The sequence below is a fragment of the Streptomyces platensis genome, from assembly GCF_008704855.1.
GTDB classification, from domain to species: Bacteria; Actinomycetota; Actinomycetes; order Streptomycetales; family Streptomycetaceae; genus Streptomyces; species Streptomyces platensis.
This window is the reverse complement of sequence record NZ_CP023691.1, coordinates 4,153,264-4,166,642: the sequence shown is the minus strand read 5'-3', so window position 1 is coordinate 4,166,642 and position 13,379 is coordinate 4,153,264. Positions and strand designations below refer to the sequence as shown.

Sequence of the window (13,379 nt, the reverse complement as noted above, 5' to 3'; positions counted from 1 at the left end):
CCTCCCCCTCCCGTCCTCCCCGCCCTACTTCCGGCGATCCACCACGGCCCACGACGCAGCGGCCACCCCACCCGCCACCGCGAACACCGAAGGCCACGCCCCGATCTTCTTCGCCAACGGATGCGACCCGGCAAACGCCGCCACGTAGACACCACTCAACGCAGCCGCCGTCACATTCCCCGCCTCGCGCTGCCACTTCCGCGCGGCCACGGCCCCGGCGGCCGCCAGCGCGACCCCGCCCAGCGGGCGCTTCTTGGTCCAGCGGGCTACGGCGTAGCCGCTTAGTAGGCCGGTTGCGGCAACTGCTGCCGAGGGAACCCGAACCATCTCCATGACCTCCCTGAGGGGACAACTTCCGCCGACCTTATGCCCGTAGGGGAAGGCGCCTTCGGATCACTGCTCATTTGGCGGGCTGCTCGTACTCGTGGATCGCGGTGGCGTTCGGCATTTCCCCGTCCCCTTGAATGGCGACGCCCTGCGGCGTGTGCATCACACGGGCCGAATCGATGGCGTCGGCCTCGCGCAAGAGGTGACACGCGATCATCTCGGCCTCAAGGCGCTTTCTTGCCCCGGGCCTCGGCGAGTGTGCAGGCGATACGATCCGCAACCGCCACCGGATCCTCGTGTTCCCAGAAGCGCAGTACCGTCCACCCCTGCTCCATGAGATGTTCGGTTGTTTCGCGGTCGCGGGCGATGTTGCCGGCGAGCTTGTTGCGCCACCAGTCGGCGTTGGCCTTGGGGTGGGTGGCATGTTCGGGGCAGCCGTGCCAGAAGCAGCCGTCGAGGAAGACCGCGACCTTGGGGCCGGGGAAGGCGATGTCGATCGTGCGGCGGGAGAACCCGGGGACGCGGCGCTGCAACCGATAGCGGTGGCCGGCGGCGTACAGGAGCCGTCGTACAGCCATTTCGGGAGTGGTGTCCCGGCGGGCCTGGACGCTCATGCGAGCGGAGACCCCGGGGGACGAGGGAATGGCAGGCACGTGGCCATTGTGCCGGAGCGGCCGTCGAGTGTCAGGGCTGAGGGGTGGGCAACGGTCCGTAGGGCTCCGTTGGCCCGGCCCCTATGCAGGCGGCGGTGCGGGTGGCTCGTACTCCGGCCGCTGTGCCCCCCAAGCCTCCACCAACGCCCCCCGCCCCCACGCCTGGTACTCCCGCAAATGCTCCAGCAGATGCCGTTCCCGGGTGGCGAAGTCCGGGGTCGGGCCCATGAGGTGGGCGCGGCGGCGGTGGAAGGAGAGGGCGGTGGCGATGGTGGTGTATTCGGTGACGGCGCGGGCGGCGGCGGGGCCCTGGGTGCGGCGGGCCAGGTCGCGGGCCAGGGCGCGGGTTCTGAGGGAGGAGAGGGCGGTGGGTTCGGTGGGGGTGAGCCAGCCGGCGGTGATGTAGGGGGCGAGGTAGCCGCGCAGGGAGAGCAGTTCCTGGTTGCGGGCCCAGATCGCCAGCCAGGTCAGGGTGATGAGGACGGGGACCATGAAGAGGCCGTAGACGATGAGGAAGCCGGGGTCGCCCAGGGAGGAGGCGCCGTTCCAGATGGCGTGCAGGAGGACGGCGGTGAGCAGGCCGAGGAGGGCGAGGGCGCGGCGGGCGGCGCGGCGGCGGGGGTAGTGGGTGGCGGTGATGCCGAACGCGAGGCCGGTGAGGATGGTGAAGAGCGGGTGGGCGAAGGGGGAGACGATGATGCGGAGGAAGAAGGTGCCGGCGGTGAGTGAGTCCAGGCCGGAGTGGCCGAGCGACTGATCCTTGCCGAAGGCGTTGCCCAGGTAGAGGACGTTCTCGGTGAAGGCGAAACCGGTGGCGGTGATGCCGGCGATGACGATGCCGTCCGTGATGCCGTCGAAGTCGCGCCGCCGGAAGCGGTAGAGGAAGAGCACGGCGGCGGCCTTGACCACTTCCTCGACGACCGGGGCGATCACCGTCGCGCCCCAGGCCTCGGCCTCGGAGGGCGAGGTGGAGGCGATATTGGCGGCCAGCCAGTCGGTCGCGAAGCCGTTGGCGAGCAGCGCGACCAGGGTGGCGGCACAGGCGCCCCAGGTGAAGGCGAACGCGAGGTTGCGCCAGGGCTCGGGTTCGACGCGGTCGAGCCAGCAGAACGCCGCCACCAGGAGCGGTACCGGGAAGACGGCCAGGCCGAGTCCGACCAGGAAGCCCTCGGTGCCGGTCTCCTGGCGGACCATGCCGATGATGATCACGCCGGAGAGTGCCAGCAGCGACACCAGGGCGACCGCGCGGAGGGTCTTGCTGCGCCAGGGCGCCGTCCGGCGGCGGGCATGCGCGGCGCCGGGCTGGTGCGTGTGCGGTGTGTACGGGGGCGGGGCGGGCGCGTGGGGCGGGTACGGGGGCGGCTGGGACGGGTACACCCGTCGACCCTAACGAGGGGGCTTCGCCCTATGTGTCGCGGCGGCGGAAGAGGAGGTCGTGGACGATATGTCCCTTGTCCAGGCCCTGGCCCTCGAACCGGGTGAGGGGGCGGAAGTCCGGCCGCGGCGCGAAGCCCTGGTGGAGGTTCTCCAGCGTCGGCTCGGCGGAGAGCACCTCCAGCATCTGCTCGGCGTACGGCTCCCAGTCGGTCGCGCAGTGGACCAGGGCACCGGGCGCGAGCCGGGTGGTCGCCAGGGCGAGGAACTCCGGCTGGATGAGGCGGCGCTTGTGGTGGCGCTTCTTCGGCCAGGGGTCGGGGAAGTAGATGCGCAGACCGGCGAGGGAGGCGGGGGCCAGCATCTCGCGCAGCAGGATGATCGCGTCACCGTTGGCCACCCGGATGTTGGACAGGCCGTTCCGCTCCGCGAGACCGAGCAGATTGCCCTGCCCAGGGGTGTGCACATCGCAGGCGAGGATGCCGGTGTCCGGGTCGGCGGCGGCCATCTGTGCCGTGGCCTCCCCCATGCCGAAGCCGATCTCCAGGACGACCGGCCGCCCGTCGAAGAAGGCGTCGAGATCGATACGGGAGAGCCCGTCGATGTCCAGTCCCCACGTCGCCCACCGGCGGCGCAGCGCATCGGCCTGGCTGGGCGAGACCCGGCTGCGGCGCGGCTGGAACGAGCGGATCCGCCGCTCGTGATGGGAACCCGCGGGGTCCGCCGCGGGCCCCGTCCCGTCGGGGAACATCGGCTCCCCGCGCCGGGGGGCGGCGGCCGAGACCGCGGTGGCCCCGAGGTCGGGTGCTTCCTGAGCGACGGGTTCCCGGGGGACGGAGGTCGGGACGGCTTCCGGAGCGTCTGATTCCGCAGCGGCGGGGGCGTGAGTGGTGGGGTTCTCGGACACAGTGCGTCCGATTCTACGGGGCGGAAGGAGGCGGCCGAGGGGCCGGCGGCGAACCCAGACTTCCCAGGCGATGGCGGGGCGGAAGGGGGGAAATCCTCGGTGAAATGGGGGTTGGCGCGGTAAGTAGTGGCGTGCATACGATGCGGGGCCGACGTGGCAAAACCAAACCAGGGGGACTGTTCATCGTGTCGCAGGGTGGCCAGGGAAACGCCGAGTATCCGCAGGGGCCGCCTCCGGCGGGTCAGGGGGCCGCGGGAATGCCGCCCGCCGGCCACCCCGCACCAGGCCAGCCCGCGCCGCCCGTCCCGCCCCAGGGACAGCAGCCCGGCCCGTACACGGGAGGGCCCGGATATCAGCCGCAGGGACAGCCCGGACCGGGTGGCCCGCACTTTCCGCCGCCCGTAGGCCAGCCCCAGGGGCCGCCTCCTCAGGGCTACGCGGGAGGCCAGCAGCCGCCGTACCCGCAGCAGGGCCAGGCACCCGGGCAGTTCCCCGGGCAGCCGCCGTTTCCCGGCGGGCCCATGGCGGCACCGTTCCCGGGCGGTCCGGGGCAGCCCCCCGGTCCGGGGCGCAGCGGGGTTCCGGTGCCGCTCATCCTGGCGATCGTGATGGTCGTGCTGATCGGGGCCGGCGTCGGGGGGTACTTCCTCCTCTCGGGGGATGACTCCGCGGACCCGGCCTCGGACCGGCCCGCGAATGCCATGCCGCGGCTGTGGGAGGCGCCGTCGCCCGCGTCCGACCGCGAGGGGCAGGGCGAGAACAACCTGCGGTCGATGTGGTTCAACAACGACGACGTCGTCCTCGGAGACGCCCAGGGCGTACGGGCCTACAACCGCAAGACCGGTAAGAAGCAGTGGACGGCCAAGACGCCCAAGGGCGCGGGCGAGGTCTGCGCCATGTCCAAGGAACCGAGCGAGGACGGCGTGGGCGCCGTGGTCTTCGACGCGGGCGGCGACGACTGCTCCTTCCTCTCCGTCATCGACACGGACACCGGCCGGACGCTCTGGTCGAAGAACCTCAAGGGCGGGAACACCGAGGACACCCCGCAGATGGTGGTGAACTCGAAGGTCGTCGCCGTCGCGATCGGGGACACCTACGCCGGTTTCACCATCACCGGAGGCGCGAAGGTCTGGGAGCTGACCGCGCGCGGCCACGACTGCACCACCACGGTGGGGCTGAGCCCGCAGTACCGGGCCGTGGGGAGTGACTGCTCCGACGCGAAGCCGAAGAAGCAACTGGCCCTCCAGGACCTGGAGTACAGCGGCATCCACTCGACGGTGACGGGCGATGGCCGGGCAGTCGGGCAGATCCTGTCCGACCGGCCGCTGACGATCCGCATGAGCGAAGAAGCCAACGTGATCGATGCCGAGGGCACCCTCTCCACCTATACGGAGGAAGGGAAGCCGAACAAGACCTTCCAGCTCTCAGGTGAGCTGAAGGACCTGAGCCTCAAGCCCCGCGACACCTTCGTCGACGAGGACGAGCAGGTGCTGGTGTCCGGCTACGGCTCCGGTGGCATCGCTGCCGTGGACCTGAAGACCGGCAAACTGCTGTGGAAGAAGCAGTCCTCGGCGTCCGCCGCCCTGGACGCCGAGGGGCTGATCGCGGTGACCGACGTGCCGGACACCGGCACCCCCGGCCGGGACCCGGTGCTGGTCTCGATCGGTGTGCGTGACGGCAAGGAGAAGGTGCTGGGCACGGTCTACGACCCGAAGCACGCGCTGGGCTCCCCGGAGCTCATGTCGCTGGCCTGGGACGGACACACCAACACGCTCTTCATCCAGGGCGAGGGCCTCAACCACGACAAGTCCAGCATTCAGGCCTTCAAGGCATCGATCGGCTGACGGCCCCGACGCGCGGGCGCTTCCGGCTCCCGGCCTGTCCGTTCTCCTGGTTTCCGGGAGGAGCGGAAGGCCGGGAGCCGTTTGCGTCAGCCGTACGGGCAGTCCGCCGCCGGGTGCTCAGCCCGTAGGGCGCTGCCCTTCACGCCCCCACCACCTCCAGTGCCCTCCGCGCCACCTCCCGCCCAATGGGAAGGGAAGCCGTCGCGGCCGGGGACGGGGCGTTGAGGACGTGGATCATGCCGGGGGAGTCGGCGAAGAGGAAGTCGTCGACGAGGGTGCCGTCGGGGAGGACGGCCTGGGCGCGGACGCCGGCCGGGGAGGGGAGCAGGTCCTCCTCGCGGGCGGCCGGGAGCAGGCGGCGGACCGCGTCGGCGAAGGCGCGCCGGGACAGCGAACGGTGCAGTTCGCCGGCGCCGTAGCGCCAGTGGCGGCGGGCTATCCGCCAGGAGCCGGGGTAGGCCAGGGTGCCGGCCAGCTCGGCGGGGTGGAGGGTGCGCCAGTCGTAGCCCTCACGGGCCAGGGCGGGGACGGCGTTCGGGCCGATGTGCACGGCGCCGTCGATGCCGCGGGTCAGATGCACGCCGAGGAAGGGGAAGGCCGGGTCGGGGACCGGGTAGACCAGCCCGCGGACCAGGGAGGCGCGGTCCGGTGCGAGGGTGAAGTACTCGCCGCGGAACGGGACGATCCGCATGCCCGGGGCGTCGCCGGCCAGCCGGGCGATCCGGTCGCTGTGCAGACCGGCGCAGTTGACCAGGGCGCGGGCGCGGTGGACCGTGCCGTCGGACGTGCGGACCGCCACCCGGCCGGGGCGGCGGCCGATGGCCGTCACCTCGGAGCCGTACCGGATCCGGGCGCCGGCGTCCTCGGCGAGACGGCCGAACCGGCGGGCGACGGCGCCGAAGTCACAGACGCCGGTCGTGCCGACATGGATGGCGGCCAGACCGCGTACCTCGGGTTCGTACTCGGCTATCTGGGCGGGGCCCAGCTCGCGCACCGGCAGGCCGTGCTCGCGGCCGCGCTGGATGAGGCCGTGCAGCCGCGGCAGCTCACTGCGGTCGGTGGCGACGATCAGCTTGCCGGTGACCTCGTGCGGGATGTCCTGCTCGGTGCAGAACTTCACCATCTCCGCCGAGCCCTGGAGGGCGAAGCGGGCCTTGAGCGAACCGGGCGGGTAATAGATGCCGCTGTGGATCACGCCGCTGTTGCGCCCGGTCTGATGGCGGGCCGGACCGGACTCCTTCTCCAGGACGACCACCCGCGTGCCGGGCGCGGCACGCGTGATCGCGTACGCCGTAGAGAGTCCGACGATGCCGGCACCGATCACCAGCACCTCGCAGTCGTACGCCGCCACTGCACCTCCCCAACCGCATGACCGCAGGCCGGCCCGTCGCCACAGACCTGCGCATCATCGCCGACGACGTATCCCATCATGACGGTCGGCACTGACAATGCCGATCGGGCGGCTCCGAGGGGGCATGATCCCGGCCGGGCCGGGAGCGGCCCGCGTGGCCGGGCGAGCCGCTCCGGGCGGTCTCCGAGCCGGTTCCGAGCCGGTTCCGGGCCGCGCCGTCCGGCCCGGCCCGGACGCCGAGCCGCGCCGACCGGCCCCGGCCACGACGCCGAGCCGACCCGGCCAAGACGCTAAGCCGGCGCCGCCAGCAGCGGTCTCGCCCGCTCCCGCAGCTCGACCACCCGGGGCTCGTCGCCGTACGGCTCCAGGCGGTGCAGCAGATCACGGACGTACTCGGTGGTGCGGGCGGAGGAGATCCGGCCGGCCACCTCGACCGCGCGGGTGCCCGCCGCGCAGGCCGCGTCCAGATTGCCGGACTCCAGTTCGGCGACCGCGGACACGACGAGGCGCAGCCCGTGGGAGCGGACGAATTCCTCGGTGGGCCGGGACAGCGCCTGCTCGGTGAAGCGGCGCACCTGACGGGGCAGCCGCAGATCGCGGTAGCACTCGGCGGCGTCGGCGGCGAAGCGCTCGTACGAGTAGAAGTCCAGCCACGAGGGGTCGGGATCGCCCCCGCGGGAGCGCTCCAGCCAGCCCTCGGAGGCCTTCAGCGCCACCTCACAGGCGCGCGCCTCACCGGCCTTGGCCTGTGCCCGTGCCTCGACCAGCCGGAAGAAGCTCATGGTCCGGGCCGTGGCCAGTCCGCGGTTGCGTTCCAGGGCGGCCTGGGCGAGGTCGACGCCCTCGTCGGCGAAGCCGCGGTAGGTCGCCTGGAGGGACATCGAGGCCAGGACATAGCCGCCCAACGGGACGTCGGCGGCCGCGCGGGCGAGCCGCAGCGCCTGGATGTAGTAGCGCTGCGCGGCCTCCTGCTGGCCCGTGTCGAAGGCCATCCACCCCGCGAGCCGGGTGAGTTCGGAGGTCGCACCGAACAGCGCGCGGCCCACTTCATCGCTGTACGAGGCGAGAAGTAACGGCGCCGCGTCCACCCGGAGGCACTCCGGCACCATGGACGAACGCCAGTCGCCGCCCCCGTACTTGGAGTCCCAGCGCCGCGCGTCCTCGGCCGCCTCCCGCAGTTTGCTGACATCGCTGTGGCCCACGTGCTGCGGGATCCCGGCGTCACCGGCCGCCGCGGCGTCCTTGTCCCGAGCCTCGGCCGCCTCCCGCGCCACCGAACTGTCGGCCGGGGATATCAGCCAGCGCGAGGCGGGGGTGGCGTACGCGCTGACGGCGAAGGATCCGGCCAGGCTCTGCCAGATGCCGCCCCCGCCGGCCCGCCGTCCGGCCAGATCGAGACGGTAGAGCTCGGTCGCGGACCGCACCGCGGCGCCCACATCGCGGGGAAATGCCAGGCCTACCTCGGGTGCCGGGTCCGCGTCGGCCAGCCCGATCTCGTGCAGCGGGACCGGCCGGCCGAGTTTGCTGCCGATCGCGGACGCGATCAGATGGGGCGCGGCGCCTTGGGGCACCATCCCCTTGGAGACCCACCGCGCCACCGACGTCTTGTCATAACGAAGCGTCAGTCCGCGCTGCGCACCGAGGTCGTTGACCCGGCGCGCCAGTCCGGCATTGCTGATACCCGCGAGGGCGAGAACGGTGCCAAGCTTTTCGTTCGGCCCGCGTATATCCCTGGACATGCGCACCCCTCGACACAGCGACGGCCGCCCCGGTACCCCGGGGCATGCGTCCACCCAGAGTAGTTCGCCGGATCCCGACCGTTAAGAGTCGGTGTCCCGGATGGCGAGATTCGTGTTCAAACAGGGGTGCGGGGATTGGCATGTGCTCCGGGTACGTGTGCCCGTGCGCCCGTTCGTGCGCGCTGGCCGCCCGCTTTTGGGGGCGCTTCCATGGCTTCTGCGTGGGTCGGCCCGCTGCACTGGATCCAGTGGGCTGGGGGATACCGTCACCTCATTCCCCGCGGGTGACGGTCCGGTCCGGGGGGCGCAGCCCGCCTCCCGGACCGTCGCGAGGACCGGGCGCCGGCCCGTTGGGGCGCCGGTTGACATCGCGCCCGAAGGTGTCAACTGGGCTGTATGGAACGGAGTTTGGCCGAAAGTCGACGGGTGATGATTTCACGCCGCCGCACGCACGGAGCCGCCTCGGGGGCCACACGGGGGGCCTTCCGGGGCCGATGCGGCGGAGTGCCCGCGCCCGGCGTACGGGAGTGCCGCCGGGCCGGTCCGCGTGGCCTTCCGCCGCGTCCGCTCCGCCGCTCACGGTCCGCCTTCACGGTGCGCCCGTGCCCCGCTCCGGGCCGCCGACGGCCCCTCATTACCCCCGAGCCCCGCGAACTGCCCGTATACAGGCCCGCTCCACCGCCTCTCCCGCGCCGCTGTCATGGCAGCATGGTCCGCACAACAGCTCGGTGACGTCCGGGCGATCCGCTGACGGGGCGGCCGTTGGCCCCGGCGCACGGGGAATCGGGTGGAGGCGGCCATGCGCTGGTTGGTGGGGTGGAGCAGTGCCGCCACGGGGCCGGCCGGCGACGAGAGCCCCGCGGTCCTCCCCGTCGGCGCCCAGCTCCTCTGGGACGGCCCGGACCCCCTCTGGGCGGTCGGCGACTGGCGGCCGGACGAGGTCCGCGTCGTCCAGGCCGACCCCGGGACCCGGCTCGCGGTCTTCGGCGTCTGCGGCGCCACCGACGACCAGCTGAAGGTGGGCCTGTTCGCGGCGCGCGGCGGTGCACTGCGGCATCTCACGGCCTGGCCCGGCAGTTACACCGCCGTCGTCCAGGTGGGGCGGCGGATCACCGTCACCGGCGACCTGGCCGGCGCCCGCCCCGTTTTCCACACCCCGTGGGCCGGTGGCACCGCCTACGCCACCGCCGCCCTCCCGCTCGCCGACCTCGTCGAGGCCGGCCTCGACATCGGCCACCTCGCCGCGCTGCTGGCCTGCCCGGACATCCCCGAGGCGCTCGGGGCCGGCACACCGTACGAAGGCGTCCGCCGGATCCCGCCCGGCCACGCCCTGGTGCTGCGCGGCGGCGCGGGTGACATCACCTCCTTCGAACCGACCGCCTCGCTCGCCGTCGCCGCGCCCCAACTCGCCCCGGAACAGGCGGTGGAAGGCGTCCGCGACGCCCTGGTCGAGGCCGTCCGCGCCCGGCTGGCCGGAGCCCGGCACGCCCCCGATCCGGACGGGCGCGACGGCCTCGACCCCGGCCCGGTGCCCGGCATGGGGCCCGCCGAGCGGCGCGCGGCGCGCGGTGCCCCGGCTCCCGGCATCGGCGCCGACCTCTCCGGAGGAAGCGCCTCCGGAACCCTCGCCCTGCTGGCCGCCGGTCTCCCCGGCCGGCCAGGAAGGCTCAACGGCCACGGCGAACGCCTCCTGGCCGTCACCTTCAACGACCGGGCCACCCATGACGGACAGGGCGGCCACGACGCCGAGTTGGAGCGCGCCCGCACCCTCGCCGACAATCCGCGGCTGCACCACGTCGTCGTCGCGGCCGGCGAGGAGGCCCTCCCGTATGCGGACCTCGGCACCGGCCCACTCACGGACGAGCCGGGCCCCTCCCTCACCACCGCGGGCCGCCACCGCCGGCGGCTGCTGGCCGGCAGCGCGGACCACTTCGTCGGGCACGGCGCCCGCCAGGTCCTCGACGCCCACCCGGCCCGGCTCGCCGACCTGCTCATGGACCGGCGCCGGCGCCATCTGCTGCGCCCGGTCACCGCGCTGGCCAAAGCGGACGGCGCCCTGGCGCAGTCCGTCCTCGTGCCCTTCACCGTCTACCGCGCGGCCCGCAAGCTCGCCCGTATGCCGTACTCGGCCGGTATCGCCGATACGGCGCGCCGCCTCCTGGAGCGGCAGTTCGCCGACGAGCCGGTGGCCGGCGGCGCCGTGGACGCCTCACTGGCCGCGCTCGCCTGGTGCCGGCCGGGGCCCGCGGCGCGCTGGCTCACGGGGGAGGCACTGGCTGAAGTATCGGTTCGGCTGAGCGACGCGGCGCACCGCTCGCCCGCCGTGGGCCGTCCCGGCGAGCGCCGCGCCCGTGCCGCGCTGGCCCGCCAGGCCGCCGACCACCGCGTCTTCGAGCAGGCCGCCGAGGTCCGCAACCAGCGGCTGCACGCCCCGTTCCTCGACAACCAGGTGGTGCTCGCCTGCCGCGCCCTGCCGGACACCCTGCGGGTGCAGCCGGGGGCGCGGGCCGCGGTGCTGCGCTCCGTACTGGCCGGGGCCGGCGTCCGGGACCTGCCGCCCGGCTGGGGCGCCCCCTCGCAGCTCACCCACGCGGCGGCGGTACGCGCCGGGCTGCGCGGCGCCGTCGGTGACCTGGTGCGGCTCTTCGACACCCCGCTGCTGGCCGACGCGGGGCTGGTGGAGGCGCGGGTGGTCCGCAAGGCACTGCGGTCGGCGGCCGAGGGCGCGGCGCTGCCGCTGGACGGACTGGCCGAACTCGTCTCCACGGAGCTGTGGTTGCGGCGGCTGGTGGCCCGGCGCGGGACATGCTGGACGGGGGCCGGGGCGCCGCGCCAGAAGGCGGTCGCGGGCGGCGTCGTCCCACGGGCGCGGCTGGGTTGAGCCGGGCCGCCGGGCCTGCCGGGTGACCCGGCAGACGGCCCAGTGCCCGGGGAGCCGTCGGCGGCTCAGCGGCACATGATCGTGGACTGCGCCCAGTCCGCCAGCGCGACCGCACCCACGGGGTTCGCCGGATCGGTCACCAGCCGAAGCGTCGTACGGCCCGTCAGCGGGACATGCACCGGCACGGCCCGGTCCCCGCCGCGTACCGCTCCCGACTGCCACAGCGGCACACCGTCCGCATAGACGGAGAAGCGCACCGCGGCCGGCCCCGCGCTGAGGTCGTCCACGCCCGCCACGGCGTCATAGGAGGTGCACCGGCGGTTGAGGTCGATGGTCACCGAGGACCGCCCGTGCACGCTCACCCCGTGCGCATACGTGGTCCCGGCGATCTGCGGTGACCGCCGCTGCCACAGCCAGCTGCTCCCCAGCGTGCGCACCTCCGGCTTGCTGCCGTCGCCCATGAAATCGAGGGCGAGCCCATTGACCCGGTAGGCGGCCGGGGCGGGCGGCGTCGGCTTGGCGGTGGGCTTCGGCGGGGTCGGTCTCGGCGGGGTGGGCTTCGGAGGGGTGGGCCGGTGGGTCGGCGTCGAGGGCGGGGCCGGCGTCGAGGGCGGGGTCGGCGCGCGCGTCGGCTCCGGTGGGGCCGCCTTCGGGGTCTGCGTCGGCCGCGGGCCCCGTGTGGGGTCCGGGGCCGGCTTCTGCGCCGGGCTCTTCGGGGCGGGGGCGGCGCCGCCCGCCGGTGGCAGCCCGGTGTGCGACGAGCCGGGCGCCGGCTGCTGGGGTGCGGACACGGCCGGCCGGGGCGCCTGGGCCCGCGGTTCCGGCGCCGGCGCCTGCTTCGGGGAAGCGGTCAGCGCCAGCGAGAGCGTCGCGCCCGCCACCACCGCCGCCCCGACCCCGATCCCGGCCTTGACCGCCCCGCTCAGCCCCTTGCCGAGGCTGGCACCGGTGTTTCCCGTCGCCCCGGAACCGCCACTCCCGGCGGTCGCGGCCGCACCGGCCGCCACCCCCGCGGCACCCGCCACCGCCGTCTTGACGGCGTACCCGGCGGCGCACCAGCCGAGGAACGCGACCGGCAGCAGCGCGCCGATCCGCTGATTGACGTCCGCGACCTCCAGCGCGGCCAGCCGGCACCGGGGGCAGGTGTCCAGATGCTTGCGCAGCCCCCGCTCGGCCCGCATCCGCAGCCCGCCGCGCGCATAGGCGCCGAGCCGGTCGGCATACCGGGCACAGTCGCCGCCGTCGGTCAGCGACTGGCTGACATGCGCCTGGAGATACGCCTGCCGGAGGCCCTCGCGGGCGCGGTGCGCCAATACGGCGGTGGCGTTCGCGGTCAGCCCGAGCAGCGGGGCCACCTCGCTCGGCGACTCGTCCTCGACGGTGGTGTGCCACAGCACCGTCTGATAGCGCTCCGGCAGACTGCGGAACGCCCGTACGGCCATCGACCGCTCGGCCTCCTGCATGGCGCGCACATCCGCGCCCAGGTCCAGGGTGGCGTCGTCCTCCGGCGCGGCCGAGGACACCGCGAACACCGCGAAGTCCTCCACCAGTTGCTCCCGCCGCGCGGTCTGCGCCCAGGACGCGGCCACCCGGCGGACGGTCGTCAGCAGATAGGCGCGCACCGCGGATTCCGGGCCCGCCCCGCCGCGCACCGCTTGCAGCGTGCGGGCGAAGACCTCGCCGGTCAGATCCTCCGCGGTGTGCGCGTCCCGGCAGCAGCTGCGGGCGTAGCGCCGGACCGCCGCGGCGTGCCTGCGGTACATCTCCTCGTACGCGCTGTCGTCACCGGCCCGCAGGTCGGAGAGCAACTGGGCGTCGGACGGCGGGAGGCCGCGGTCCTCGGGACCGGTGGCCGCGCCCGCGCCGCGGGGCTCCCGCTGCGGCGGCACGCCAGGCCCCGCGTCCGCCGGGACCTTGGCACCCTCGTGCCGCCCGGCCGGGGGAGTCGTCCCCAACGGACCGCCCTGGCCGGGGACCTGTCCGGTCCGCGGTGCCTCCCGCTCGCCCGCCCCGGCCTCGCCGTCGCGCCGCGCGTCCCGCCCGTCAACACCCATTGCCGAGGCTCCCGAAGCCGCTGTCCCAACGGAATACCGCGTAAGCGTGCCACACCGGGCCCCGGCGGTCGCGGGTCCTGCCCGCCCGCCACCCGTCCGGGGTGCACACGCGGACGACCGCACGGGCGTTCACCCGTACGGGCCATGCCGCGCAGACGGCCGAGACCGTGCGCGGCCCTCGTATGAGTCCTGTCGCGCGCGGTGCCCGGACGGCGTGCGGACCGGAGCCGCCGCGGTCCGCGGACGGCA

The 13,379-nt window shown here is 74.0% G+C and carries 10 protein-coding genes; 2 read left to right on the top strand and 8 right to left on the bottom strand.

What is annotated here, in order from left to right; genetic code table 11:
• Positions 1-24: 24 nt before the first annotated feature.
• The 5 genes from CP981_RS18320 to trmB all read right to left on the bottom strand — a co-directional run bounded on the left by CP981_RS18320 (position 25) and on the right by trmB (position 3,261).
• Complete coding sequence (locus tag CP981_RS18320; protein WP_085927526.1) at positions 25-327, bottom strand: hypothetical protein; 303 nt, start codon at positions 325-327, stop codon at positions 25-27.
• Between the two features lie 73 nt (positions 328-400).
• A complete protein-coding gene (locus tag CP981_RS39180; RefSeq protein WP_280116711.1) occupies positions 401-526 on the bottom strand; it encodes a hypothetical protein in 126 nt (41 codons plus the stop codon).
• 25 nt (positions 527-551) lie between these two features.
• Positions 552-941, bottom strand: coding sequence for a very short patch repair endonuclease (locus CP981_RS18315; RefSeq protein ID WP_085927513.1), 390 nt, complete (start codon positions 939-941; stop codon positions 552-554).
• Positions 942-1,061: 120 nt separating this feature from the next.
• Positions 1,062-2,357: a PrsW family intramembrane metalloprotease gene (locus CP981_RS18310; RefSeq protein ID WP_085927514.1), complete on the bottom strand. Its 1,296-nt coding sequence runs from the start codon at positions 2,355-2,357 to the stop codon at positions 1,062-1,064.
• A gap of 28 nt (positions 2,358-2,385) precedes the next feature.
• On the bottom strand, positions 2,386-3,261 hold the full coding sequence (gene trmB / locus CP981_RS18305; protein ID WP_085927515.1) for a tRNA (guanosine(46)-N7)-methyltransferase TrmB: 876 nt from the start codon (positions 3,259-3,261) through the stop codon (positions 2,386-2,388).
• Positions 3,262-3,845: 584 nt separating this feature from the next.
• On the opposite strand from trmB, the gene CP981_RS18300 reads away from it, so the two are divergent.
• Positions 3,846-5,105: an outer membrane protein assembly factor BamB family protein gene (locus CP981_RS18300; RefSeq protein ID WP_158092697.1), complete on the top strand. Its 1,260-nt coding sequence runs from the start codon at positions 3,846-3,848 to the stop codon at positions 5,103-5,105.
• Positions 5,106-5,244: 139 nt separating this feature from the next.
• Here CP981_RS18300 and lhgO read toward each other — a convergent pair whose 3' ends face one another.
• Together lhgO and CP981_RS18290 are read right to left on the bottom strand one after the other, a co-directional pair.
• On the bottom strand, positions 5,245-6,456 hold the full coding sequence (gene lhgO, locus CP981_RS18295; protein ID WP_085927517.1) for an L-2-hydroxyglutarate oxidase: 1,212 nt from the start codon (positions 6,454-6,456) through the stop codon (positions 5,245-5,247).
• A 290-nt stretch (positions 6,457-6,746) separates the two neighbouring features.
• Positions 6,747-8,195, bottom strand: a complete 1,449-nt coding sequence (locus CP981_RS18290) for an NsdA family TPR-like regulatory protein (RefSeq protein ID WP_018092687.1) — start codon at positions 8,193-8,195, stop codon at positions 6,747-6,749.
• 799 nt (positions 8,196-8,994) lie between these two features.
• Here CP981_RS18290 and CP981_RS18285 point away from each other — a divergent pair.
• Positions 8,995-11,076: an asparagine synthase-related protein gene (locus CP981_RS18285; protein WP_085927527.1), complete on the top strand. Its 2,082-nt coding sequence runs from the start codon at positions 8,995-8,997 to the stop codon at positions 11,074-11,076.
• Between the two features lie 65 nt (positions 11,077-11,141).
• Here the strand turns inward: CP981_RS18285 and CP981_RS18280 are convergent, their stop codons facing one another.
• Positions 11,142-13,130, bottom strand: a complete 1,989-nt coding sequence (locus tag CP981_RS18280; RefSeq protein ID WP_150522353.1) for a sigma-70 family RNA polymerase sigma factor — start codon at positions 13,128-13,130, stop codon at positions 11,142-11,144.
• Positions 13,131-13,379 lie beyond the last annotated feature (249 nt).